A 24,207-nucleotide genomic window follows, 5' to 3' on the forward strand; every position below is an offset into this window, starting at 1 on the left:
GGCTTGTGTCTGTCCGTCACGGCCCGCGACCGAGCCGCGGGGCCGCGGTCGGAGCGCAACCGTTTTGACGCGACCACCGGACTGTACCACACGTGAATATCAGCGAGTGGCGGACGTACCTCGTCACGGCGGCGAGCCGCTCCGGGGAACGCACGACCCCCGAGGTGGTCGCGGCCGCGCTCGACGGCGGGCTCGACGTCGTCCAGCTCCGCGACAAGGCGACGAGCGCGCGGGAGCGCTACGAGACGGGGCTTCGGCTCCGCGAACTGACCGCGGAGGCCGGGGTGCCGCTGATCGTCAACGACCGGATCGACCTCGCCGCCGCCGTCGACGCCGACGGCGTCCACCTCGGGCAGACGGACCTCCCGGTCGCGGTCGCCCGCGAGCGGCTGGGGGAGGACGCCGTCGTCGGCGTCTCGGCCTCGACGGTCGAACAGGCCGAGGCGGCCGAGGCCGCTGGCGCGGACTACCTCGGCGTCGGCGCCGTCTACGGCACCGACTCGAAGGACGTCTCCGGCGACCGGGACGGGATCGGCACCGAGCGGATCGGCGCGGTCGCCGAGGCGGTCGACGTCCCCGTCTTCGGGATCGGCGGGATCGACGCCGACAACGCGGCGCCCGTGGTCGAGGCGGGCGCGACCGGCGTCGCGGCGCTGTCGGCGATCACCGCCGCCGAGGACCCGGCGGCGGCGACCGCGGCGCTGCGCGAGGCGGTGACGGGGTGACTCGGCCCCGCCGGCGTGGCGCCGACCGCACCGGCGCGGTCACCAGTCGCGCTCGAACTCGGGGGCGAACAGCCGCGCCGACATCGGCGCCGGGTCGCCCTCGGTGAGGTTGTACGCCGAGAAGTCGGTGACGCCCGCCTCGCGGAGCAGTTCCTCGTCGTAGAAGCTGTGCCCCGTACACTCGGCCGGGTCGCGGGCGAGGATCTCGAGGACCGCGTCGGAGACGACCTCGGGGGTCCGCCAGTCGTCCTCGGTCCCGAGCCCGAAGTAGCGCGTCGCCCGGGTGTCGATTGTCGTCACCGGCCAGAAGGTGTTACAGCCCACGTCGTCGCTTCCGAGCTCCTCGGCGAGCGAGAGCGTGACGAACGACATCCCGAGCTTCGACCACGCGTACGGCGCCTTGCCCGGCGAGCGGTCGGTCGTGACCGGCGGCGCGTTCGTCAGGAGCCACGCCTCGTCGAGCCCCGCGAGGTGGTCGGCGAACGCGTGCGCGACGAGGTGGGTCCCGCGGACGTTCACGTCGGTCAGGAGGTCGAAGCGGTCGGCCGGCAGGTCGGCGACGTTCGCCAGCTGGATCGCGCTGGCGTTGTTGATCACGATGTCGACCTCGCCGAAGCGGTCGATCGCCGCTTCGACGACCTCGTCGACACGCTCCTCGTCGCGGAGGTTCAGTTCGAGCGCGAGCGCCTCCGGCCCGCGCTCGCGCACCTCGCGGGCCGTCTGCTCGATCGACCCCTCCAGCTCGGAGTCGTCTTCGTCGGTCGTCTTGCCCGTCGAGACGACGTTACAGCCTTGGTCGGCGAGCGCGAGCGCGATCTGCTTGCCGATGCCGCGAGTCGTCCCGGTGATGAACGCTGTCGATCCCGAGAGGTCGGGGTCCGCGAGTGGCATACCGCCCGTTCGACCGGCCGGGGGATAATTCTCGGTGGTCGATTCGCGGGATCGACGAGGCAATATCTAAAAGCCGACGAGCGGTGGCGACGATTACTTATAAACGAACGATGCGGTGGCGCGTGCCTGCGAACGGCCGACAGGCCGCGAGTCAGCACGCGCGAGGGAGTCAGTCGCCGGAGCGAAGCGACGGCGACTGACGAGGCTGGGGAGGCGTGAGGTGCGGTGCCGTGCGGGGCGGGAATCAAAGGGGCAGTCGCGAGGGCGGCGGCGCGTGACGTAAGCACCGCAACGAGGGAGCGAAGCGACTGAGTGAGGAGCGTGGTTCGAGAGAGCTTCGCTCTCTCGTCATCACGAAAGGCGCGGGGCGCCTTTCGAACGACAGCGAGCGCACCGAGCCCTCGCGGCTGGGGCTTTGGAGGTGTTCAGTGTGCTGACGAGGATGTACGGCCGAACTGTCGGAGTATCACTCCCGTTCGTCGCCGATCCGAGGTCGAGTCGATCTTATCGCGTCGCGGACTTCCACTCCCGCAGCCCCAGCCGCCCGCCGTTCAGGTCCTCGGCGGGCGCCTCGGTGGCGGCCCAGACGAACAGCGGCGCGACGCTCTCGGGGTCGCGGGCGCGCTCCTTGCCCGTGAGGTCGGTGGCGACGAGGCCGGGGTCGACGACGCCGACGGTCGCGTCGAGGTCGGCGGCGAAGCCGCGCGCGACCGCCTCGGCGGCCGCCTTCGACACCGCGTACGCGCCCATCCCGGGCTTCGACTCGGCCGCGACCGCGCCCGACGGGACGACGACGCGCGCGCCGTCGGCCAGGTGGGGGACCGCCTCGGATATCGTCGCGAACACGCCGCGCGCGTTCGTCCGCATCGTGTCGTCGTAGTCGGCGTAGGTGACCTCGGTCGTCGGCCGCTCGCCCGGCGCGCCGTGGAACACGCCGGCGTTCGCGAACACCACGTCGATCGGGCCGGCCTCGCGGGCGGTCCGCTCGAAGAAGCGTTCGAGGTCGAACTCGTCGCGCACGTCGACGCGGTCGCCCCACGCGGCGCCGCGCTCGGCGTCGGTGTCGCTCCCGTCGTCGGCGTCGGTCTCCTCGTCCGCGTCGTCGCCCTCGCCGTTCAGCGCCGCGACGGTCCGATCGACGGCCTCGCCGTCGCGCCCGGAGACGGCGACGAACGCCCCCTCGTCGACGAACGCCTCGGCGACGGCTCGTCCGATCCCGCTCGTTGCCCCGGTGATCGCGACCGTCAGATCCATGTGAACACGGGTACGCGCGTCGGCGACTTAGTGGTATCCACTCGACGCATCTGGCCGGTATTTATACCGGTTCCGCCCCTACGTTTCCGCATGGACGTGGTCCCGGACATCGACGGCGTCGCCGGCGAGTCCGTCGTCGTGATCGGCGGCGGATTCGGCGGCCTCTCGACGGCCTGCTACCTCGCGGACGCTGGCGCGGACGTCACGCTGCTGGAGAAGAACGAGCAGCTCGGCGGCCGGGCCAGCCGGCTCGAAGTCGACGGCTTCCGGTTCGACATGGGGCCGTCGTGGTACCTGATGCCGGACGTCTTCGAGCGGTTCTTCGGCCACTTCGGCCGGTCGCCCGACGAGTTCTACGAGCTGGAGCGGCTTGACCCGCACTACCGCGTGTTCTGGAAGGACGGAGACAAGGTCGACGTGCTGCCGGACCGCGAGAAGAACAAGGAGATATTCGAGTCGTACGAGCCGGGCGCCGGCGAGGCGTTCGACGAGTACCTGGCCGAGTCCGAGCGGACCTACGAGATCGGGATGGAGCACTTCGTGTACGAGGACCGCCCGCGGCTGCGCGACTACGTGGACACCGACGTGCTGCGCTACTCGTGGGGGCTCTCGCTTTTGGGCAAGATGCAGGGCCACGTCGAGGACTACTTCGACCACCCGAAGCTCCAGCAGCTGATGCAGTACACGCTCGTGTTCCTCGGCGGCTCGCCGACGAACACGCCGGCGCTGTACAACCTGATGAGCCACGTCGACTACAACATGGGCGTCTACTACCCCGACGGCGGGATCGGCGCCGTCGTCGACGGCATCGTCGAGCTCGCCGACGACCTCGGCGTCGAGTTCGTCACCGACGCCGAGGTGACGGGCATCGAGGGCCGGTACGGCGCGTTCGCGGTCGACACCGCGGGCGGCGAGCGCTACCTCGCCGACCGCGTCGTCTCCGACGCCGACTACGCGCACACCGAACAGGAGCTGCTGCCGGAGCACAAGCGCCAGTACACCGAGGAGTACTGGGAGTCCCGGACGTACGCCCCCTCCGCGTTCCTGCTGTACCTCGGCGTCGAGGGCGACGTGCCGGACCTCGAACACCACACGCTCGTCCTGCCGACCGACTGGGACGAGCACTTCGCGCAGATCTTCGACGACCCCGAGTGGCCCGACGACCCCGCCTACTACCTCTGTGTCCCCTCCAAGACGGACGACACCGTCGCGCCGGATGGCCACAGCAACCTCTTCGCGCTCGTGCCGATCGCGCCCGGGCTGGCCGACACCCCGGAGATCCGCAACCGCTACCGCGACCTCGTCATCGACGACATCGCGGAGAACACCGGCACCGACCTGCGCGGGCGCGTCGTCGTCGAGGAGACGTTCTCCGTCGACGACTTCGCGGACCGGTACAACAGCTACGCGGGCAGCGCGCTCGGCCTGGCGCACACGCTCACGCAGACCTCGCTGCTGCGCCCGCCGCACGTCTCGGACGCGGTCGACGGGCTCTACTTCACGGGGTCGACGACGACGCCCGGCATCGGCGTCCCGATGTGCCTCATCAGCGGGGGGCTGACCGCGGAAGCGATGGCCGACGACGACGTGTGATCCCCGCCGTGAGCGACCAGAACCGATCCGCCGGAGAGGGCCAGTCCCGGTCCGTCGAGGACGAGCAGTCCCGGGCCGCCGGGGGCGGCGGCGAGGGGCTCCGCTACCTGCTGGTGCTGTCTCGGCCGCGCTTCTGGCTGTACCTCGCCGGCCCCGTCGCGGTCGGCGTCACCTACGGTATCGACGCCGTGAGCGGGCTGTTCACCCCCGTCACCGTCGCGCTCGCCCTCTACTTCCTCGTCCCCGCGAACGTGTTCCTCTACGGCGTCAACGACGTGTTCGACGCCGACATCGACGAGCTGAACCCGAAGAAGGAGGGCCGCGAGGCGCGCTGGCGGGGGAGCCGGCCCGTGGTCGCCGCGGTCGTCGCGTCGGGCGCGCTGGGGCTCGCGACGCTCGCGGTCACGCCCCGGGTCGCGTGGCCGTACCTGCTCGGCTTCCTCGTCTTGGCCGTCGGCTACAGCGCGCCGCCCGTCCGCTTCAAGACGACGCCGTTCTTAGACTCGCTGTCGAACGGCCTGTACGCGCTCCCGGGCGCGGCGGCGTACGCGACGGTCGCGGGGGCGCACCCGCCGCTGGCGGCGCTCGCCGGCGCGTGGCTCTGGACGATGGGGATGCACACGTTCTCCGCCATCCCCGACATCGAACCGGACCGCGCGGCGGGGATCGACACGACCGCGACGCTGCTCGGCGAGGGGCGCACGTACGCCTACTGCTTCGCGGCGTGGACCGCCGCGGCCGCCGGGTTCTGGGCCGTCGACGCCCGGCTCGGCGCCCTCCTCGGCGTGTACCCCGTCTTCGTCGCGTGGGTCGCGCGCTCGTCGGTCTCCGTCGACCGCGCCTACTGGTGGTTCCCGGCGCTGAACACCGTCGTCGGCACGCTGCTGTCGATGGGCGGCCTCTGGCGGGTGTACCCGCTCTGGGAGGCGCTGCCGTGACCGACGGCTCGCCCGGCGGGACCTCGACCGCCGCCGGACTCGACGCGCTCCGCGAGCGCGCGCCGGACACGCGCCGCGAGGCCGAGGCGCTGCTCGACCGCCTCGTCCGCGAGAACCGGTTCACCATCGCGGTCGTCTTCCCGCTCGTGGGGGCGATAGCGCTCGTCGGCAGCGCCGAGGGGTGGGTACCGGAGCCGTACGCCTTCCACCCGTGGTTCGTCCTGTTCGGCGTGATCGTGATGCGCTCGCCGCTGGTCGTCGGCGTGCTGCCGACGATCGACCGCCGCGCGCTCGGCTGGATCGGCGTCCTGACCGCGTACACGTACCTCATCGAGTCGGTCGGCGTCGCGACCGGGTGGCCGTACGGCGAGTTCGCGTACACGGTCGACCTCGGCCCGATGCTCGCCGGCGTCCCGGTCGCGCTCCCCGTCTTCTTCATCCCGCTCGTGACCAACGCCTACCTGCTCTGCCTGCTCCTGCTCGGCCCGCGCGCCGACAGCGTGTGGGTCCGGCTGGCGACGGTGATCCCCGTCGTCGTCGCGATGGACGTGGTCTTGGACCCCGGCGCGGTGTCGCTCGGCTTTTGGGACTTCGGCGGCGGCGCGTTCTACGGCGTCCCGCTCTCGAACTACGCCGGGTGGGTGCTGTCGGCGGTCGTCGCCGTCGTCACGCTCGACCGCGCCTTCGCGGCGGTCGGCGTCCGCGAGCGGCTCCGCGACTGCGAGTTCATGCTCGACGACATGGTGAGCTTCGTGATCCTCTGGGGCGGAATCAACCTCTGGTTCGGGAACCTCCTGCCGGCGGCGGTCGCGGCCGCGTTCGGCGTCGGCCTCCTCCGCGCCGACCGGTTCGACACGCGGCTGTTCACCCAGTGGCGCGGGTCGTGAACGGCCGGCGTCGCCGCGGGCCCGGGTCGCGAGCCGTCCCGGGCCGACTCTGTTGCGCTTAAATACCGGTGACCCGTCTGATAGAGCGTGATCGACGGCGGCAACAGCGGCGGACGACGGAACCGAGGGGCTCGAACGCGATGAACGACCTCGCCATCGACTACGGCGACCACGGGCGGGTGTGCGAGGTCGTCGACCGACTCACCTACTGCGCCGAGCACGTCGGCGTCGCCTTCGACGGGTGGGACGAGCCCCACGTGAAGGGACCGGGGCTCTACTTCGCCGTCATCGGCGACAGCGACTACGGGGCGTACGCGGACCCGATGGGCGACAACCGCTGGCCGCGGGACACCTGTCCGTCCGTCTTCGAAGAGGACGCGCTCGCGTCCGCCGCCGAGTCGGTGAGCGTCGCGCAGGACGGCGGCGTGGTGGTCGCGGTCGACGGCGAGATCGAGGGGCAGATGGTCCGGTTCCGCGACCTCGGCACCCGCGACGAGGAGGCCGACCTCGTCGACGACGTGAGCTACGAGCCGTGGATGGGGTCGCGCCACATGAGCGCCATCGAGACCTCCGTGCGCCCGGAGGTCGTCGCGACCGTGACGCTGAGCGAGGAGACCGGCCGCGTCAGCGTGTTCCGCGACGGCAAGGCGAACAGCATGCGACGCGAGGAGATCGGCGGCCGCTGGCGCGGCGAGTAGCGCGTCGCGGCCCCTCGACCGCGGCGCGATCCCGGACGGCGACACTGAGGCCCCACCGTTAAGCCCCGGCCGGGCGAACGGCGACGCATGTACGACGACATTCTCGTGCCGACCGACGGGAGCGACGCCGTCGACCGCGCGCTCGACCACGCGATCCGACTCGCCACCGACCACGGCGCGACGCTCCACGCGCTGTACGTCGTCGACCAGCGGATCGCGGCCGCCAACTCCGGCGACCTCCACGACGACGTGGTCGAGGACCTCGAGTCGCAGGGCGAGGCCGCGGTCGACGCGGTCGCCGAGGCGGCCGCGGAGGCCGGCCTGGACGCCGAGACCCACGTCGCGTACGGGACGCCGGACACGGAGATCGTCGACTACGCCGACGAGGCAGGGATCGACGTGATCGTGATGAGCCCGGAGGGGAAGTCTCCCCGCGAGCGGATCCAGTCCCTCGGCAGCGTCTCCGACCGCGTGGCCGACGACGCGTCGGTGCCCGTGTTCCTGATCAAGTGACCCCTCGGCCGACCGCGACCGACCGCGGCCGCTCGGCGCCCGTCCGAGCCAGTTAGGTGGGTGGCGCCGCGACCGGTCGGCATGGAACTCACCGTGCTCGGGTCCGGCAGCGCGATGCCGGTCCCCGACCGCGCCCAGGCCGGATACCTCCTCGACGACGGCGACCGCTCGCTGCTCGTCGACTGCGGCAGCGGCGTCCTCGGGCGCCTCGCCGGCACCGACACCGGCTACGAGGGTGCCTCGACGGTCCTCCTCACGCACCACCACCTCGACCACGTCGCGGACCTCCTCCCGCTCGTGAAGGCGCGCTGGCTCGCCGGCGAGGAGCACCTCGAGGTCGTCGGCCCCGCGGGCACGAAGTCGCTCGTCGACGACCTGCTCGACGTCCACGACTACCTCGACGGCCGGATCGACCTCGCCGTCCGGGAGGTGTCCGCGTCGCGGTCGTTCACTGCCGGCGGGTTCGACGTGACCGCCCGCGAGACGCGCCACTCGATGGACGGGTTCGCCTACCGCTTCTCGCCGCCGAGTTCGGACGCCGCGCCAGGCGAGGGCCCCCTCGCGCTCTCGGGCGACACCGAGGCGTTCGCGGGGATGGCGCGGTTCGCGGACGGCGCCGACTGCCTCGTCCACGACGCCTCGTTCCCGGACGACGTGGACGTGTCGAACCACCCGACGCCGACGAGCCTCGGGGAGTCGCTCGCGGGCGCGGAAGTCGGGACGCTCCTCCTCTCGCACCTCTACCCGCACACCGGCGGCCGCGAGCGCGAGATGGCAGAGGGCGTCCGCGACGCGGGGTTCGACGGCGAGGTGCGGGTCGCGGCGGACGGCCTGCGCGTGTCGCTTTGAGGCCGGAATAGTAACCGGCGGTCGGCGGCGTCGCGGGCGCGACGTAACCGCTGAGTGTTACGCACCCGCACGTTCGACCCGGATATTTAAGCGCGCGTAGTGGCTCCCGTCTCTCATGGCCGGCCCACTCGCGGACGACTTCGGACGGGAGGTGACGGGGGTGCGGATCTCGCTCACCGACCGGTGTAACTTCGACTGCGTCTACTGTCACAACGAGGGGTTAGGCGACACGCGCGGGCCGATGGAGCCGAGCGAGTCGGAGATGAGCGCCGACGACGTGGTCCGCTTCCTGGAGGTCGTCGAGGGGTACGGCGTCGACGCCGTGAAGTTCACCGGCGGCGAGCCGATGCTCCGCCAAGACCTCGAGGAGATCATCGAGCGCACGCCCGACTCGATGGAGGTCTCGATGACGACGAACGGCACCTTCCTCCCCGGGCGCGCGGCGGACCTGAAGGCCGCCGGGCTCGACCGCGTCAACGTCTCGCAGGACGCGCTCGACCCCGACGACTTCGCGGAAGTGACCAAGTCGGGCGCCTACGAGAAGGTCTTGGAGGGGGTCAAGGCCGCCGTCGACGCCGGGCTCGACCCCGTGAAGCTCAACATGGTCGTGTTCACGCACACCGCGGGCTACGTCGAGGAGATGGTCGAGCACGTCGCCGACAACGAGGGGCTCCAGCTCCAGCTCATCCAGTACATGCCGGAGCTGACCGGCAAGCCCGAGTGGAACGTCGACATCGGGCGCGTCCACGACTGGCTCGCCGAGAAGGCGGACCGCGTCGAGCACCGCGAGATGCACGACCGGAAGCGCTACTTCGTCGGCGAGGCGAGCGACGACGCGACGGGCGGGATGGTCGAGATCGTCGACCCCGTCGAGAACGAGGACTTCTGTGCCAACTGCGGGCGCGTCCGCGTCACCCACGAGGGGTACCTGAAGGGGTGTCTCAACCGCAACGACGACCTCCGGTCGATGGGCGAGATGACCCGCGAGGAGATCGCGGAGACCTTCGAGGCGGTCGTGGCGAACCGCGTGCCCTACTACGGCGAGTACCTCGTGGAGGGCGAGGACGGCGAGTACGAACTGAACGAGAAGTACCTCGGGACGCCGCCCGCGGCGGACTGAGACGAGGGCCCGCGCTCCGGCCGGCGGCCCGTCACGCGTTCCGGCCTACCGCATTTCGAACCAGACGGCAACGGCCACCAGCCCGCCCGCCAGCGCGAGCGCGATCGGGACGACCGGCACGTCGTAGCCGAGATTGACCCCGAACACCAGCAGTTGTACGACGAACAGCAGGAGCATCGCCAGAGAGCCGACGATGCGCTCGCCGACGTCGGCGCCGGTCACCTCGAACAGCACGCTCATGAACACGACGATCGCGGGCATCATCAGGACCCCGACCGGCTTCCCCACGACGTTGTCTGCCTCGCCGGCGGCGTTCCAGTGGATCGCCATTTGGTCCGGGAGCGCGCCGTACAGAGCTCCCCCGAGCGCCAACAGCGCGACGACGACGAGGCCGGCGACCGTCTTCTGACGGGCGAGGAGCCTTGCTGGAGGGACCATGTGAACAGGCGACGGCGGCCCCGAATAAATACGTTATTCGCGCGAAACGAACGCCGCGTTCCGTCACTCGGCGCGCTTGATTCCGTTCAGCAATTTCACGAGCACGGTGGGATTCGAACCCACGGCCATCGGATTAGAAGTCCGACGCTCTATCCTGGCTGAGCTACGTGCCCCCTATCGTCTCCTGATCCCCCGTGTCTAAAAAACGCCCGCGGTTCGCGCCGTCGGCGGGCCAACAGCAGACCTAAGTCCGCGAGCGGAGTAGCCGCCGGTAATGAACGTCATCGGAACCGTTGGCCTCCCCGGCAGCGGGAAGGGAGAGGCGGCGAACGTGGCCGAGGCGGCCGGCATCCCCGTCGTCGTCATGGGCGACGTGATCCGCGCCGAGTGCCGCCGCCGCGACCTCGACCCGGCGCAGCACCACGGGCGGATCGCGCAGGCGCTCCGCGAGGAGGAGGGCGACGACGCGATCGCCGCCCGGACGCTCCCGCGGATCCGGGAGGCGGCGGCCGAGAGCGACCGCGACGAGACGGTCCTGGTCGACGGGCTCCGCTCGACCGTCGAACTGGAGCGCTTCCGCGAGGCGTTCGGCGACGACTTCACTCTCGTCGCGATCCGGGCGCCGTTCGAGCTCCGCGCCGAGCGGCTGGGCGAGCGCGGCCGCGACGACTCCGACGCCGACCTCTCGGCGCTGCGCGAGCGCGACGCCCGCGAGATCGACCTCGGGCTCGGCGAGACGCTCGAACGAGCCGACGTGGAGATCGACAACACCGACAGCCTCGCGGCGTTCCGCGAGCGCGTCCGCGAGGTGCTGGGCACCGACGGCGAAGCGGCCGACCGCTCCGACGGCGGCGCCGAGGCGGCCGAGGCCGGGGGTGACGGCGCGTGATCTACAGCGTCGACGTCCGGATCGAGGCGCCGGTCCACGACACCGAGGTGACCGACCGGGTCGCGGACGCGGTCGCGAACGTCTTCCCGGACGCCGAGCCGGCCCACGAGGACGGGCGGCTCGTCGCCGAGACGCACAGCCTCGACGCCTTCTCCGACGTGCTCCACGAGCAGGAGATCCTCGACACCGCCCGCCGCGTCTTCCGGCAGAACCGCACCGACGAGGGGTTCGCCTTCTCGCTGAAGAAGCAGGCGGCGCTCGAAGGCGTCGTCAACTTCGCGGTCGGCGAGCCGGACGAGCTGGGCGAGATCGACGTGGAGGTGCGCGTCCGCGAGCCGGACGTGGAGTCGTTCATCGACTACGTCGCGCCCGAGACAGACGAGGGACAGCCCGTCGACCCCGTCCGCGAGTACGGCGACCGCTTCGACCCCGAGGACGAGGCGTACTGACCCCGGAGCGGGCGAACCCGAAGGGAACGCGTCCGCAGTTCGACTCAGTTACTCAGGAGCGACGAGCCCGCGCCGCCGAGCGCGCCGAAGGCGGCGGGGTAGACGGCGCCGGCGAGGAGGACGGCGGTGACGATGTCCGGCGCCACGCCTCCGTCCCCGACGGCGTACCGGAACAGGAAGGCCCCGATCAGCGCGAGCGGGAGGTAGCCGGCCGCGACGAGCGCCCCCGAGCGGGCGCCGGCGAGGGGGCTATCTGCCTCGGCGACCCGGCCCGCGACGAGCCCGCCGACGAGCAGCAGGAGCGGCGGGACGACGAACAGGAACCCGGCGCCCTCGGCCTCCATCAGGAGGTTCCGGGACTGGGTGCCGCCGAACAGCGCGGGGAAGACGGTCTCGACGAAGTGTGCGTTGTAGAACATCCAGCCCGACACCTGCCACGCCGAGATGGGGCCGTTCCCGAACAGCTCGGCGAGGAAGTTGAGCCCCGACAGCCCCTCCTCGATCCGACCGCTCTGCGTGAGGTATACGGACAGGTAGCCGAGGAGGTAGGCGGCGGCGCCCGCGACCGCGCCGCCGATCGCCTCTCGGGCCGTGCTCGGACTCGAACCGGTCGTCCCACCGGGCGGTGACGGAGACATGCGCCCGGTATCGTTTCGGGTCCCGTAAGTGTTTGTTGGGTCGGAACGGAGGCGAAATTTGACGGCTATCCGGCCGAGCGACGTGCTCGGAGGGTTTCCCGGGCGATCAGGCGGTCGCCTCTCGCCACTCGGCCTGCGAGATGGTGTACCGGACCTCGTCGTGGACGCTGCCGTCGGCGAACGTCAGGTGGTTCCGGAGCCGCCCCTCGCGGCGGCCGCCGAGCCGGTCGACGTACTTCTCGATGGCGCGCCGCGACTGCTCGTTGTCGGGGTGGTGGCTCACGGCGACGACCTCCAGGTCGAGGTCGTCGAACGCCACCTCGACGAGCGCGGCGGCGCGCTCGCCGGAGTAGCCGCGGCCCCAGAACCGCTTGCGGAGCCACGTGCCGAGGTTCGCCGTCCGCGTCTTCCAGTCGACGCCGAAGCCGCCGAAGCCGGCGATCTCGCCGGCGCCGTCCTCGCCTTCCCGGGGGCGGATCACGTAGCTCGCGGCCTCGCCGTCCTCGAACCGCTCGCGGCCGCGTTCGAGGAACTCCAGCGTCTCCCGCTTCGTCTCGTGGGGGTCCCACGTGACGTGCTCGGTCACCTCGTCGATGCCGGGGTCCGACGAACAGATCCGGTAGCACTCGTCGAGGTCGACGGTCTCGGGGCGCCGCGCCTCCAAGCGGAGTCGGTCCGTCTCGATTACCTCGGGGAACATGTCAGACGACTCGTCGCTGTCCGAATAAATCCTGTCGGGGGCGCGAGAGGGCGTGTCACACCCGTCGATCCGGCGACGACCCCACGACGATTCGGCCGGCGATCGGGCGTCGCGAACGTCGGCGAACCGCTCAGCCGGTCACGCCGGCGGCCCGCAGCTCTTCGCGGATCGCGTCGCGTTTCACCAGCGCGAAGCCGACGCAGATGACGAGGAAGCCGGCGACCGTCGTGGCGGTGATCCCCTCGTCGAGGACGAGCCACCCGACGACGGCCGCGAACACCGGCGCGACGTAAGAGACGAGGTTGATCTCGATCGGTCCCAGCCGGTCGAGCAGGTCGAAGTAGATGAGGAAGCCGGCGCCGCTGGCGACGACCGAGAGGTACGCGAGCGCGAGCAGCGACTCCGTCGTCCAGACCGCGTCGGCGACCGACTCGCCGAGCGCGACCGAGACGACGTGGGTGAGCCCCGCGCCGAGCAGCATCGACCACGCCTCCATCGTCTCGATTGCGATGTCGGCCTCGGAGGCCCGGGAGAGCACGGAGCCGAGCGCGAAGGAGGCGGCCGCGAGCAGGACGAGCAGCTTCGCGACCGTGCCGCCCCCCGTCAGGTTCGCGGGGTCGGGGTTCGCGAGGATGACCGCGCCGACCAGTCCGATCGCGAGGCCGATCGCTCCGACGGCGGTCAGCCGCTCCGCGGGCAGGAAGGCGCGGGCGAAGACGGTTGTCAAAAGCGGCGAGAGGCTGACGATGACGGCCGCGACGGCGCTCGTCACCGCCGGGTCCGTCTCGCCGACGAACAGGAAGGAGTGGTAGGCGGCGATGATGAACACGGCGCCGGAGGCGACCTCCAGCCACGCGTCCCGGCCGCGCGGGACGGGGTCGTCGACCGCGTACGCGGCGTACGCGAGCATCACGACCCCCGCCACGTCGTACCGGAACGCCGCGAACAGCACCGGCGGGAAGTACGTCAGCCCCGCCTTGATCGCGACGAACGCCGAGCCCCAGACGGCGGCGAGGACGAGGAACAGCGAGAGGTTTCTGAGACGGCTCACGTCGGCCCTCTTCCCGGGTCGGGCCAAAAGCTTCCGAAAGCGGCCCGGTTCGCTGGCTCGGACGACCGGGGGTCGAGCGCGACTCGGTGGTGAGCGCGACTCGGGGGCGAGCGCGACGCGGCCGCCGAGGCTCGGGGGACGGCCGACCGTCAGCGGACTCGATACCCGTCGGCGTCGCGGGCGATGACGCCCACGTCGGAGAGCCGTCGGAGGGCGCTCTCGACCGTCGACTCCTGTGCGCCGACCTCGTCCGCCACCGCCGCGGGGGTGCCGTCGGTCTCGACCACCGCGGCGATGACGGCCGCGAAGAAGCGGCTGTCGGCCTGCCCGCCGAGCCGCTCGTCGATCTCTGCGAGGGCGTCTTCCACGCGGCCCTGGACCCACCGCTGGGCGAGGGAGAGCTCGCGGTCGAGGTCCTGGAGGCGCGCGAACTCCTCGGCGAGCTCCGCGAGGTCGCCGGTCGCGCCCGACCCGTCCGGCGCCTCGATCGAGAGATGGGGACAGCGCCCCGACATGTCGAGGCTGTTCTTCGCCGGGTACGCGCTCTTCGCCCCGAACCCGTACGGCGAGACGCTCACCTCCAGGCGGAGGCTGCGCGCGATCCGGAAGTACTTCCGCCGCTGGTCGTCCGTCGTCGACTCGACGACGCCGGCCTCCTCCAGCTTCCGCAGGTGGTCGATCACCGCCTTCGGGCTCACGTCGAGGTACTCCGAGATCTCCGTGACGTAGCAGGGCTTGGTCGCGAGAAGCCGGAGGATACGCCGGCGGTTCTCGTTACCGAGGAGATCGAGCAGTACCGCGGAGTCCATTAACGTGTGGTTAGCGTCGAGCCGATAAAAGGTTGGCTTCCGGCGACGGGCTGTCGGGGCGCGGATCGACCGATAGAGCGGCCCCGCCGGGAGCGCGGCGAGACGCCGCCCACCGAAGGGTAGTTACCCCGCGGGCGGCACGCGGGAGTATGGAGACGGCACTCGTCATCCTCGACGGCTGGGGGCTCGGCGACCACGACCGCCGCGACGCCGTGAAGGCGGCCGACACGCCGACGTTCGACGCGGCGACGGACCGCGGGGCGGACGGCCGCCTCGTCGTCCACGGGCGGCGCGTGGGGCTCCCCGAGGGACAGATGGGCAACTCGGAGGTCGGCCACCTCAACATCGGCGCCGGGCGGGTGGTGAAGCAGGCGTACACGCGGATCACGGACGCGCTTGCCGAGGGGTCGCTCGCGGACAACGACGCGATCGCGGACGCGCTCGACCACGCCGACTCGACCGGCGGCCGGGTCCACTTCATGGGACTGGTCTCCGACGGCGGCGTCCACTCCGACGTGGAGCACCTGCTCGCGCTGATCGACGCGGCGGCCGACGCGGGTGTCCCCGCAACGACGCATGCGTTCACCGACGGGCGCGATACCGCCCCGGAGATCGCCGACGAGTTCCTCGCCGACGTGACCGCGAAGGCAGACGAGCGCGGGACCGGCCACGTCGCGACCGTGACGGGGCGGTACCACGCGATGGACCGCGACGAGAACTGGGAGCGCACGAGGAAGGCATACGACGCGATCGTCTCGCGCGAGGCGGCTCACGAGGCCGAGAGCGCCGTCGCTGCCGCCCGTGAGGCCCACGCCCGCGGCGAGACGGACGAGTTCGTCGAGCCGACGCTCGTCGCCGGCGAGCCAGCCCTCGAAGACGGGGACGCGGTGGTGTTCTTCAACTTCCGCGCGGACCGCGCGCGGCAGCTGGTCCGGATGCTCACCGGCACCCGGCCGGCGTGGGAGTTCGACCTCGATCAGCCCGACGTCCGCATGACGACGATGACCGAGTACGACGAGACGTTCGAGTTCCCGGTCGCGTTCCCGCCGCAGATCCCCGAGAACACCATCGGGGAGGTCGTCGCCGACGCCGGCGGGACCCAGCTCCGGATCGCGGAGTCGGAGAAGTACCCCCACGTCACCTACTTCCTCAACGGCGGCCGCGAGGTGGAGTTCCCGGGCGAGATCCGCACCATCGTGGAGAGCCCGGACGTGCCCACCTACGACCGTCAGCCCGAGATGTCCGCCCCCGAGGTGACCGACGAGGCCGTCGAGACGATCGCCTCGGAGGACCCTGACCTGCTCGTCCTCAACTACGCGAACCCGGACATGGTCGGTCACACCGGCGACTTCGACGCGGCGGTCGAGGCCGTCGAGGCCGTCGACGAACAGCTCGACCGGCTGCTCGACGCGGTCGCCGACGCCGGCGCGCACGCGGTTGTCACCGCCGACCACGGCAACGCCGACGACATGGGCACGGCCGACGACCCGCACACCGCGCACACGTACAATCCGGTCCCGTTCGTCTACCTGACGCCCGACGGCGACGACGGCGGGAGGCGGGTCCGCGAGGACGGCTCGCTCTGCGACATCGCGCCGACGCTCCTCGACCTGATGGACCGCGAGCGGCCCGCGGAGATGACCGGCGAGAGCCTTCTCACGGAGTGACCCGGCGCCCGCGACCGCCGACTGAATAAACGATAAACTTCGGAGCGATTCCCGCCCGTTCCACGGCGTTTTAATACGGCGTCTGTCCTGTTATCTTTCATGACAGACGAGACCACGCCCGTGATCGCGGCCGCGTACCGAACGCCGCAGGGGAAAGACGGCGGCGTCTACGAGGACGTCCGCAGCGAGGACCTCTCGACGACGCTCATCGACCACGCGCTCGCGGAGACGGGGCTGACCAGCGACCACGTCGACGACCTGATGTGGGGGGTCGCCCAGCAGCGGACCGAGCAGGACAACAACGTCGCGCGCGTCATCGCCCTCCTCTCGGAGCTGGGCGAGTCGGTGCCCGCCACCACGATCAACCGCTGGTGCGCCTCCTCGATGCAGGCGGTCATCTCGGCGTCGGACGCGATCGCCGCGGGCAACCGCGACTGCATCATCGCCGGCGGCGTCGAGAACATGAGCCGCGTCCCGATGGACGGCGACTCCTACCAGCACCTCCACCCCGAGCTCTCGGAGCGGTACAACCTCTTCCAGCTCCAGATGGGGATGACCGCCGAGAAGGTCGCCGAGGAGTACGACGTGAGCCGCGAGGCGCAAGACGAGTACGCCGCCCGCAGCCACCAGCGCGCCGCGGAGGCGACCGAGTCCGGCCGCTTCGACGACGAGATCGTCCCCGTCGAGACCGAGGACGGGCTCGTCGATGAGGACGAGGGCATCCGCCCGGACACCACCGCCGAGAAGCTCGCCGACCTGCCGCCGGCGTTCACCGGCGACGGCAGCGTCACCGCCGGGAACTCCTCGCAGATCTCCGACGGCGCGTCGCTCACGGTCGTCACGAGCAGGGCCTTCGCCGAGGAACACGGGCTCGACGTGCTCGCCGAGGTCGGCACGAACGCGGTCGCCGGCGTCGACCCCACGGTGATGGGGATCGGCCCGGTGCCCGCCACCCGCGGCCTGCTCGAACGCGCCGGCACGGACATCGACGACTACGACCTAGTCGAACTCAACGAGGCGTTCGCCTCGCAGTGCGAGTACGCGCGGCGCGAGCTCGGTATCGACGAAGAGATCTACAACGTCAACGGCGGCGCCATCGCGCTCGGCCATCCGCTCGGCGCCTCGGGCGCGCGACTCCCCGTCACGCTGCTCCACGAGATGCAGAAGCGCGACGCCGAGCGCGGCCTCGCCACGCTCTGCGTCGGCTTCGGGCAGGGCGCCGCGATCGAGTTCATCCGGTAGGCGACCCACGAGACGAATTTTCCGCCGCGGCGCGCCTGCGAGCGGCCGCCCCCGGCGGCCGCGAGCCAGCCCGCGAGGGAGTCGCGAGCGGTGCGAGGTGCGAGCGAAGCGAGCACCTCGACTGCGAGCGGTGAAACCGCGAGCAGCGAGCGACGAGGCTGGGGAGGCGTGAGGTGCGGTGCTGTGCGGTGCGGGCGGGACTCGAAGGGGCGGCCGTGAGGCGTGCGCAGGTGACGCAAGGACCGCAACGAGGAAGCGAACGAAGTGAGCGACCGAGTGAGGACCGCAGCGAGCGTGCGCACGCCTCACGGCCGGGGCTTCGGAGGTGTCCGTGTCGGTCGCTGATCCGCTCCTGTCGTCCATCGCTTACTCGTCGCCGTGCGTGAAGCCGCGGTCGGGTAGCGGGTCGCCGTCGGCCGTGACGCGCGGCCCCTCGTCGTCGCTCGGCTTGTCGACCACGCGTCCGATCCGCGTCAGGCCGGCCGGGCACGCCTCCGCGGCCGCCTCGAACTCCTCGTCCGGCATCGCACAGAGCAGCTCGAAGTCCTCGCCGAAGTGCGCGGCGAGTTCGAACCGCTCCGCCGACCCCTCGGCCACCTCCTCGACCGCGGGATGGACCGGGACCGCGTCCCGCTCGATTTCGATCCCGACCCCGCTCGCCTCGGCGAGCTGGTGGCACGACCGCGCCAGGCCGTCCGAGGAGTCCATCATCGCGGTCGCGCTCTCGGCCAGCGCGACCCCGTCAGCGACCCGCGGCGTGAACCGGAACAGCTCGTTGGCGCGCTCGACCGCCGCGTCGTCCCCCTCTTCGAACAGGCGCAGCGCGGCCGCGGACCGCCCCCACTCGCCGGTGACGCAGAGCGCGTCGCCTGGCCGCGCCCCCGACCTGGTGACGGCTCCGGCCTCGGTCACGTCGCCGACCGCGGTGGTCGCCGTCGTGAACTCGACGTGCTCGTCGAGGTCGCCGCCGACGTACTCGGCGTCGACCGCCTCGCAGACGTCGACCGCGCCGGCGACGAACGCCTCGAGGTCGTCCCGGTCGAACGCCTCGTCGGCGTAGACGGCGACCGCCGCGCGCGCCCTCGCGCCGGTCGCGGCCACGTCCGACAGCGACGCGCCGACGGCGCGCCAGCCGGCGGTGTAGCGCGTCGTCCCGGGCGGGAAGTCGGTCCGCTCGTGGAGCATGTCCGTCGTGATGACCGTTCCGTCGACGACGGCGGCGTCGTCGCCCGCGTGCGGGAGGTCGGCCGCGAGGGCCCGGAGGGCGTCGCGTTCGTTCACTACCGACGCTCGGCGCGGCGAGGGCAATAAGCGATCGGTCCGGGCGGCGGGACCGCCGACCGCCGCTCGGCGCCGGCGCCGAGGGCCGTGCGGTCGGGCCGTTCGCCGCGTCTGTGGGTCGTGTTGTCATGGAACATTTAATCGGGTAAAACAACATAACGAATATTATCATTATCAATCATTATGTTTATTACTCCCTCTCGAGTCGTCCTAGTCGCAATGGCAGTATCCGTACACGGACACGCAGCGACCCGACGCACCGAGTCGATCACCATACGACCGCCCCAACCGCCCACACGACCCGATGACGACACCTAACGACACGCCCGACGACACGACCCGACGCACCGACGGCACGACCGACGCGGACTCGACGACCCGTACCGATCGCCGGACGGAGTCGAGTACGACGACAACTTCTCCCCGGACCATCCCCGGCCGCACCCCGATCACCGAGGAGGCCGGCGCGCCGCTGGTCCCGACGATCACGACCAGGCGAGCCACCGGAACGCGGTCGCCCGGTTCGACGCCGGCGACCGAGACCCGCGGGCCGACTCGCCCGCCGACGGACGACGAGCGCGACGCGCCGCTCGTCCCCGACCTACGTCCCGCCTCGCGGACGCGGACGGACGGGGGGTCGCGATGACGGCGAACGCCGCGCGCCAGTCCCGGGACCGCTCGACCGGATCGCCCGCCGAGGGCTCGTTCCGCCGCGCCGTCCCGATGGCCGGGACCGGCGACGGCCCCCGACCCGACCCCACGACCCTCGCGCCGAGCGCTCGCGGCGACGGCGAGCGTCGCGGCGACCGACGCGCCGCAACCGCCGGACGCCCGACCGACGGCCGCCGCGCCGGCGAGCGACGGGCGACGACGAACCGCACCGCAGCCGACGACCCCACGCAGTAACCCGATGAATCCCAACGAACTCGACGACGACGTCTTCACCAGAGATATCGACAACCCGGCCGGCCGCCGACTCCGCGAGCTCTTCGACGAGCAGGAGTACACGTTCGCGCCCGGGATCTACCACGCCCTCGACGCCCGCCTCGCGGAGATGGCCGGGCTCGACGCGGCCTACATGAGCGGCTACTCGACCGTCCTCGGCCAGTTCGGCTTCCCCGACCTGGAGATGGTCACGATGAGCGAGATGGTCGAGAACGCAAAGCGCATGGTCGAGGCGACGAACCTCCCCGTCATCGCCGACTGCGACACCGGCTACGGGGGCGTCCACAACGTCCGCCGCGCTGTCCGCGAGTACGAGAAGGCCGGCGTCGCCGCCGTCCACATCGAGGACCAGACCTCGCCGAAGCGCTGCGGCCACATCGCGGGCAAGCAGATAGTCTCCCGCGAGCAGGCCCGCTCGCGCTTCGAGGCCGCGGTCGACGCCAAGCAGAGCGAGGACACCGTCATCATCGCCCGCACCGACGCGTACGGCTCCGCTAACGGCGACTGGGAGGAGCACCTCGAACGCGGCCGGATCTACGCCGACGCCGGCGTCGACCTCGTCTGGCCCGAGATGCCCGACCCGTCCCGCGAGGACGCGGTCGAGTACGCCGAGACGATCCACGAGACCCACCCGGACCTCGATCTCGCCTTCAACTACTCCTCGTCGTTCGAGTGGGGCGCCGAGGAGGACCCGCTCACCTTCGAGGAGCTGGGCGACCTGGGCTACCAGTACATCTTCATCACGCTGTACGGGCTCCACTCCGGCGCGCACGCCGCCTACGAGGACTTCGCGAACATCGCCGAGAACGACGAGGAGGCGCAGTTCGACCTCGAAGAGCGGTACATCGGCCACGAGACGGAGAGCCACCACGAGCTCTCCTTCGTCCCGCGGTACCAGGAGGTCGAGGCCGAGTTCGACCCAGAGGCCCGGCGGCGCCAGGAGGAGTCGGCCGGCTTCACCGAAGAGGAGAGCGACCCGATCACGGCCTCGGAGGGCGACGACTGATGGGCGGACCGGACGACGTGACGCTCCGGCGGAGCCAGCTCGCCACCCCCGGCTCCGACCCGAAGATGATCGAGCGGGCGCCCGACTCCGGCGCCGACGAGGCGTTCCTCGACTTGGAAGACTCCGTCGCGCCCGCGGCGAAGGTCGACGCCCGCGAGAACGTCATCGAGGGCCTGATCGAGTACGACTGGTCGGACACCCGGCCCTGTTACCGGATGAACGGCGTCGACACCCGGTGGTTCTACGACGACGTGATCGAGGTCGTCGGGCGGGCCGGCGAGTACCTCGACACGATCATGGTGCCGATGGCGAACAACCCGGAGACGGTCGCCACCGTCGACAACCTCCTCACGCAGGTCGAGGCGAACAACGACCTGCCGGTCGGCGACATCGGCCTCCAGGCGCAGATCGAGTCGCCGGAGGCGATGACGAAGGTCGCCGACATCGCCCGCGCCAGCGACCGCCTGGAGTCGCTCGTGTTCGGGCCCGGCGACTACACCGCCAACGTCGGCGCCGCCGGCCTCACGATCGGCTCCGGCGGCGGCTACCCCGGCCACTACTGGCACTACCAGCTCGCGCGCATCGCCCACGCGGCGAAGGCGCAGGGCCTCCAGGTGATCGACGGTCCGTACGCCGAGATCGAGGACGCGGAGGGGTTCCGCGACTCCTGCCGCTGGGCGAGCCAGCTGGGCTGTGACGGCAAGTGGGCGATCCACCCGAGCCAGATCGAGCCCGCCAACGAGACGTTCGCGCCCTCGCCCGAGGAGGCCGAGAAGGCGCGCCGGATCGTCGAGGCCTACGCCGAGGCGAAAGAACAGGGGAAAGGCGCCGTCTCGGTCGACGGCGAGATGGTCGACGAGGCGACAGACAAGATGGCCCGCGGCATCGTCGCGCGCGCCGAGCAGGCCGGGATCCTCTGAGGCCCCGGCGCGCGCCCGCCGCTCACTCCTCGTCCGCGATCGCGCCGAGGTCCCGGAGCTCGTCGATGTCGCCCTCGCCGTAGCCGTACTCGCGCAGCACCGACTCCGTGTGTTCGCCGAGCGCGGGCGGGTGGCGGCGGACCGTCGTCGGCGTCCGCGAGAAGTGCATCGGCGAGCCGGGGAACCGCACCGTGCCCGCGGTCGGGTGCTCCGCCTCGGCGAGCATCCCGCGCGCCTCGATCTGGGGGTCGTCGAACACCTCGCCCACGTCGCGGACGCGGCTCGCGGGCACGTCGTGCGCTTCCAGCCGCTCGACCGCCTCGTCGGTCGTCATCGCCGCGAACGTCTCCTCCAACTCGCGTTCGAGCTCGTCGCGGTTCCGGACGCGCCCCTCGTTCTCCTCGTACCGCTCGTCGGCGAGCAGGTCGGGGCGGTCGATCGCCTCGCACAGCGGCGGCCAGAACCGGTCCGACGAGCAGGCGACGACGACGTAGTCGTCCGCCGTCTCGTACGCCCGGTAGGGGACGATGTTCGGGTGCTTGCTCCCCATGCGCCCCGGCGGCTCGCCGCTGGCGAAGTAGTTCGTCGCCATGTAGCTGGTCCAGGCGGCCTGCCCGTCGAGCAGGCTCACGTCTATCTTCTGCCCGCGGCCGTCGCCGAGCTCGCGTTCGAGCAGGGCCGCGAGGATCGCCTGCGTCGCGTACATCCCGGCGCCGACGTCGGCGAGCGCGACCCCGATCCGGACCGGCGGGCCGCCCTCGACGCCCGTGAACGACATGAACCCGCCCCGCGCCTGCATCATGATGTCGTAGGCGGGCTTGTCGCGGTCGGGGCCCCACTCGCCGTACCCGGAGATGCCGCAGTAGACGAGCCCCGGGTTCTCCTCGACGAGGTCGCCGTAGTCGAGGCCCCACTCGGCGGTCTTGCCGACGCGGAAGTTCTCGACGAGCACGTCGGCCTCGCGCGCGAGGTCGCGGACGACCGCGCGGCCGGCCTCGGTCGTCAGGTCCAGCTGGATCGACCGCTTGTTACGGTTGACGCTGACGTAGTAGGCGCTCTCCGCGCCCTCGTCGCTCTCGCCGTCCCCCTCGCTGAACGCCGGAGGGACCCACGTCCGGGTCTGGTCGCCCGGGCCGGGCCGCTCGACCTTGATGACCTCCGCGCCGAGGTCGCCGAGCTGCATCGTGCAGAACGGGCCGACGAGGACGCGCGAGAGGTCCAACACGGTGAGCCCGTCGAGCGGGCCCGCGTCGCCCTCGGGCTCTCGCGCCTCACCGACCACGCGGTCTCGCCTCCGCTGACCGTCGCCGTATCCGGTTCATGCGATCCGGCACAGCCGCCGGGGTACTGAGTGTTGCGGCGTCGCCGCGGCCGACGGAAAACGAGCGTCGCCTCAGGCCGCGAGCGTGTCGATACCGTCGATCTCGACGTAGCCGTAGCCGCAGTCGGGACACCGCCACTTCGTCTTCTCGCCGAGGTGGAGCGTCATCGCCGCGGTCCGGTAGAACGAGCGAGTCTCGCCGCACGCGGGACAGTCCACGTCCTTCTCGAGCGCCATGTGCGCCGATCGGTCCGGGCCGGTGTTGAACCTACTGATCCGACCGCCGCCGTCGCGCGCGGTCGGTCGCCGCGGTCCGCACCTCGTCGAGTCCGCCCGCGACGACGCTCTCACCGCGCCCTCACCACACCGGCGCCAGCAGCAGCGCGACCGTCGCCGAGATGAAGACGAGCTTCAGGGCGGTGTTGACGACGATCACCTTCGTGCCGAACGAGGGGCCCCAGATCCCGTACTGGAACGGGATCGAGCGCCGGAACGTCGAGACGGCAAAGGAGAGGATGCTCCCGATGAGCAGCGACGCGACCGCGGTGCGGGTGGTGAAGACGCCGGCCTCGGCCCCGGCGAGCGTCGCCGCGCCCGCGGTCGTGTCGAGCGTGAACACCGCGATGACGGGCACCGCGGCGCCCGGGAGTCCCAGCACGCCCGTGATCGGCTCGGCGACGCTCGTCAGCGCGTTCACGTCGTAGGTGGTGACGATCCAGATGACCAGCGTGTACACGACGGCGAGCCGCGGCACGATCCGGCGGAGCGTCCCCCACGACTTCTCGGCGGCGTCACGGACGCGCTCGCGGTCGGTCCGGTCGTCGGCCTCGGGACCGGTCGCGTCCACGTCGGCGAGCGCGGCCCGGTCGACGTTCGACTCCGAGAGGAGGAGCCCGCCCGCGACGACGCCCGTGACCGAGATCAGCAGCGCGATGCCCGCGCGCGCGCCGACGTAGACGGCGCCGGTGGTGACGCCCAGGATCGGGATCAACACCGGCACGTAGTAGGTGAACACGTGCTGGACGAACCCGAAGAACGTGTTCATCACCACGGCGACGAGCGTCGCCCGGTCGTCGAGCAGGCCCGCCTCGCGGTACTCCGCGAGGGTCGCGTAGCCCGCGGTTGTCGACGCGGCGGTCGTGAGGATCGCCGTGCCGACCTCGTCCGGGAGGTTCGCGGGCCGGGTGAGCCATCCCGCGATCCCGGCGACGTACCGGACCAGCCCGAACGCGACGGCGACGTTGGCGGCGAAGACGCCGCCCGCGATGAACGCCGTGATCCGCGCCAGCCGGGGGACCACCTCCGCGAGCAGGACCGAGAGGTCGGCGGCGACTGACTGCACGAACCGACGTACGCAAGGGGCGCTCAAATGGGCGTCGGAAC

27 protein-coding genes and 1 tRNA gene are annotated in these 24,207 nt (G+C 71.3%); 16 read left to right on the plus strand and 12 right to left on the minus strand.

The window, feature by feature from the left end:
- The first annotated feature begins 92 nt into the window (after positions 1-92).
- Positions 93-725, plus strand: coding sequence for a thiamine phosphate synthase (gene thiE / locus EXE44_RS03460; protein ID WP_137715969.1), 633 nt, complete (start codon positions 93-95; stop codon positions 723-725).
- 39 nt (positions 726-764) lie between these two features.
- Here thiE and EXE44_RS03465 read toward each other — a convergent pair whose 3' ends face one another.
- Together EXE44_RS03465 and EXE44_RS03470 are read right to left on the minus strand one after the other, a co-directional pair.
- On the minus strand, positions 765-1,616 hold the full coding sequence (locus EXE44_RS03465; RefSeq protein WP_137715970.1) for an NAD(P)-dependent oxidoreductase: 852 nt from the start codon (positions 1,614-1,616) through the stop codon (positions 765-767).
- Positions 1,617-2,120: 504 nt separating this feature from the next.
- On the minus strand, positions 2,121-2,870 hold the full coding sequence (locus EXE44_RS03470; RefSeq protein ID WP_137715971.1) for an SDR family oxidoreductase: 750 nt from the start codon (positions 2,868-2,870) through the stop codon (positions 2,121-2,123).
- Between the two features lie 90 nt (positions 2,871-2,960).
- Here EXE44_RS03470 and EXE44_RS03475 point away from each other — a divergent pair, with 90 nt between their 5' ends.
- From EXE44_RS03475 to moaA, 7 genes are all read left to right on the plus strand, one after another.
- On the plus strand, positions 2,961-4,463 hold the full coding sequence (locus EXE44_RS03475; RefSeq protein WP_137715972.1) for an NAD(P)/FAD-dependent oxidoreductase: 1,503 nt from the start codon (positions 2,961-2,963) through the stop codon (positions 4,461-4,463).
- Positions 4,460-5,401, plus strand: coding sequence for a prenyltransferase (locus EXE44_RS03480; RefSeq protein ID WP_137715973.1), 942 nt, complete (start codon positions 4,460-4,462; stop codon positions 5,399-5,401). The genes EXE44_RS03475 and EXE44_RS03480 overlap by 4 nt, the downstream gene beginning before the upstream one ends.
- The gene (gene cruF, locus EXE44_RS03485; protein WP_137715974.1) at positions 5,398-6,288 is read left to right on the plus strand and encodes a bisanhydrobacterioruberin hydratase; all 891 of its coding nucleotides are present in this window, start codon (positions 5,398-5,400) and stop codon (positions 6,286-6,288) included. Before EXE44_RS03480 ends, cruF begins: the two co-directional genes overlap by 4 nt.
- 140 nt (positions 6,289-6,428) lie before the next feature.
- Positions 6,429-6,986, plus strand: a complete 558-nt coding sequence (locus EXE44_RS03490; protein WP_137715975.1) for a diadenylate cyclase — start codon at positions 6,429-6,431, stop codon at positions 6,984-6,986.
- Positions 6,987-7,073: 87 nt separating this feature from the next.
- Positions 7,074-7,499, plus strand: coding sequence for a universal stress protein (locus EXE44_RS03495; RefSeq protein WP_121563996.1), 426 nt, complete (start codon positions 7,074-7,076; stop codon positions 7,497-7,499).
- A gap of 81 nt (positions 7,500-7,580) precedes the next feature.
- Positions 7,581-8,348: an MBL fold metallo-hydrolase gene (locus EXE44_RS03500; protein ID WP_137715976.1), complete on the plus strand. Its 768-nt coding sequence runs from the start codon at positions 7,581-7,583 to the stop codon at positions 8,346-8,348.
- Between the two features lie 115 nt (positions 8,349-8,463).
- Positions 8,464-9,468 carry a GTP 3',8-cyclase MoaA gene (moaA, locus tag EXE44_RS03505; protein ID WP_137715977.1) on the plus strand — a complete coding sequence of 335 codons (1,005 nt, stop codon included), beginning with the start codon at positions 8,464-8,466 and terminating at the stop codon, positions 9,466-9,468.
- A 45-nt stretch (positions 9,469-9,513) separates the two neighbouring features.
- Here moaA and EXE44_RS03510 read toward each other — a convergent pair whose 3' ends face one another.
- Both EXE44_RS03510 and EXE44_RS03515 read right to left on the minus strand, forming a co-directional pair.
- Complete coding sequence (locus EXE44_RS03510) at positions 9,514-9,906, minus strand: DUF1648 domain-containing protein (RefSeq protein ID WP_137715978.1); 393 nt, start codon at positions 9,904-9,906, stop codon at positions 9,514-9,516.
- Positions 9,907-10,004: 98 nt separating this feature from the next.
- Positions 10,005-10,079: transfer RNA gene (locus EXE44_RS03515), tRNA-Arg, on the minus strand.
- 101 nt (positions 10,080-10,180) lie between these two features.
- Between EXE44_RS03515 and EXE44_RS03520 the strand changes: the two genes are divergently transcribed.
- Positions 10,181-10,795, plus strand: a complete 615-nt coding sequence (locus EXE44_RS03520; RefSeq protein ID WP_137715979.1) for an AAA family ATPase — start codon at positions 10,181-10,183, stop codon at positions 10,793-10,795.
- Positions 10,792-11,244: an RNA-binding domain-containing protein gene (locus tag EXE44_RS03525; RefSeq protein WP_053772703.1), complete on the plus strand. Its 453-nt coding sequence runs from the start codon at positions 10,792-10,794 to the stop codon at positions 11,242-11,244. The genes EXE44_RS03520 and EXE44_RS03525 overlap by 4 nt, the downstream gene beginning before the upstream one ends.
- 44 nt (positions 11,245-11,288) lie before the next feature.
- Here EXE44_RS03525 and EXE44_RS03530 read toward each other — a convergent pair whose 3' ends face one another.
- From EXE44_RS03530 to EXE44_RS03545, 4 genes are all read right to left on the minus strand, one after another.
- Positions 11,289-11,882: a transporter gene (locus tag EXE44_RS03530; protein WP_137715980.1), complete on the minus strand. Its 594-nt coding sequence runs from the start codon at positions 11,880-11,882 to the stop codon at positions 11,289-11,291.
- A gap of 106 nt (positions 11,883-11,988) precedes the next feature.
- Positions 11,989-12,582, minus strand: a complete 594-nt coding sequence (locus EXE44_RS03535; RefSeq protein ID WP_137715981.1) for a GNAT family N-acetyltransferase — start codon at positions 12,580-12,582, stop codon at positions 11,989-11,991.
- A 130-nt stretch (positions 12,583-12,712) separates the two neighbouring features.
- A complete protein-coding gene (locus tag EXE44_RS03540; RefSeq protein ID WP_137715982.1) occupies positions 12,713-13,633 on the minus strand; it encodes a DMT family transporter in 921 nt (306 codons plus the stop codon).
- A gap of 149 nt (positions 13,634-13,782) precedes the next feature.
- Entirely contained in the window at positions 13,783-14,442 is a 660-nt protein-coding gene (locus EXE44_RS03545) for an ArsR family transcriptional regulator (RefSeq protein WP_137715983.1), read from the minus strand.
- A gap of 149 nt (positions 14,443-14,591) precedes the next feature.
- On the opposite strand from EXE44_RS03545, the gene gpmI reads away from it, so the two are divergent.
- Both gpmI and EXE44_RS03555 read left to right on the plus strand, forming a co-directional pair.
- Positions 14,592-16,109: a 2,3-bisphosphoglycerate-independent phosphoglycerate mutase gene (gpmI, locus tag EXE44_RS03550; protein WP_137715984.1), complete on the plus strand. Its 1,518-nt coding sequence runs from the start codon at positions 14,592-14,594 to the stop codon at positions 16,107-16,109.
- 99 nt (positions 16,110-16,208) lie between these two features.
- Positions 16,209-17,351, plus strand: a complete 1,143-nt coding sequence (locus EXE44_RS03555; RefSeq protein ID WP_137715985.1) for a thiolase family protein — start codon at positions 16,209-16,211, stop codon at positions 17,349-17,351.
- Between the two features lie 366 nt (positions 17,352-17,717).
- Here EXE44_RS03555 and thiL read toward each other — a convergent pair whose 3' ends face one another.
- Positions 17,718-18,632: a thiamine-phosphate kinase gene (gene thiL, locus EXE44_RS03560; RefSeq protein WP_137715986.1), complete on the minus strand. Its 915-nt coding sequence runs from the start codon at positions 18,630-18,632 to the stop codon at positions 17,718-17,720.
- A 304-nt stretch (positions 18,633-18,936) separates the two neighbouring features.
- On the opposite strand from thiL, the gene EXE44_RS03565 reads away from it, so the two are divergent.
- Genes EXE44_RS03565 through EXE44_RS03580 form a run of 4 tightly spaced genes read left to right on the plus strand, consistent with a single transcriptional unit; the run spans position 18,937 to position 21,503 of the window.
- Positions 18,937-19,278 (plus strand): hypothetical protein, encoded by a 342-nt coding sequence (locus EXE44_RS03565; protein WP_137715987.1) that lies wholly within the window; start codon positions 18,937-18,939, stop codon positions 19,276-19,278.
- The gene (locus EXE44_RS03570; RefSeq protein ID WP_137715988.1) at positions 19,275-19,538 is read left to right on the plus strand and encodes a hypothetical protein; all 264 of its coding nucleotides are present in this window, start codon (positions 19,275-19,277) and stop codon (positions 19,536-19,538) included. The genes EXE44_RS03565 and EXE44_RS03570 overlap by 4 nt, the downstream gene beginning before the upstream one ends.
- A gap of 4 nt (positions 19,539-19,542) precedes the next feature.
- Positions 19,543-20,583, plus strand: coding sequence for an isocitrate lyase (gene aceA / locus EXE44_RS03575; protein ID WP_137715989.1), 1,041 nt, complete (start codon positions 19,543-19,545; stop codon positions 20,581-20,583).
- Positions 20,583-21,503, plus strand: coding sequence for a CoA ester lyase (locus EXE44_RS03580; RefSeq protein WP_137715990.1), 921 nt, complete (start codon positions 20,583-20,585; stop codon positions 21,501-21,503). The genes aceA and EXE44_RS03580 overlap by 1 nt, the downstream gene beginning before the upstream one ends.
- A 22-nt stretch (positions 21,504-21,525) precedes the next feature.
- On the opposite strand, the gene EXE44_RS03585 is transcribed toward EXE44_RS03580, so the two are convergent.
- The 3 genes from EXE44_RS03585 to EXE44_RS03590 all read right to left on the minus strand — a co-directional run bounded on the left by EXE44_RS03585 (position 21,526) and on the right by EXE44_RS03590 (position 24,166).
- On the minus strand, positions 21,526-22,785 hold the full coding sequence (locus tag EXE44_RS03585; RefSeq protein WP_137715991.1) for a CaiB/BaiF CoA-transferase family protein: 1,260 nt from the start codon (positions 22,783-22,785) through the stop codon (positions 21,526-21,528).
- Positions 22,786-22,896: 111 nt separating this feature from the next.
- Complete coding sequence (locus EXE44_RS20660; protein ID WP_167551924.1) at positions 22,897-23,061, minus strand: hypothetical protein; 165 nt, start codon at positions 23,059-23,061, stop codon at positions 22,897-22,899.
- 121 nt (positions 23,062-23,182) lie between these two features.
- Positions 23,183-24,166: a nucleoside recognition protein gene (locus EXE44_RS03590; protein ID WP_137715992.1), complete on the minus strand. Its 984-nt coding sequence runs from the start codon at positions 24,164-24,166 to the stop codon at positions 23,183-23,185.
- Between the last annotated feature and the right edge of the window lie 41 nt (positions 24,167-24,207).

This window comes from Halorubrum sp. SS7 (assembly GCF_005435055.1).
GTDB lineage: Archaea > Halobacteriota > Halobacteria > Halobacteriales > Haloferacaceae > Halorubrum > Halorubrum salinarum.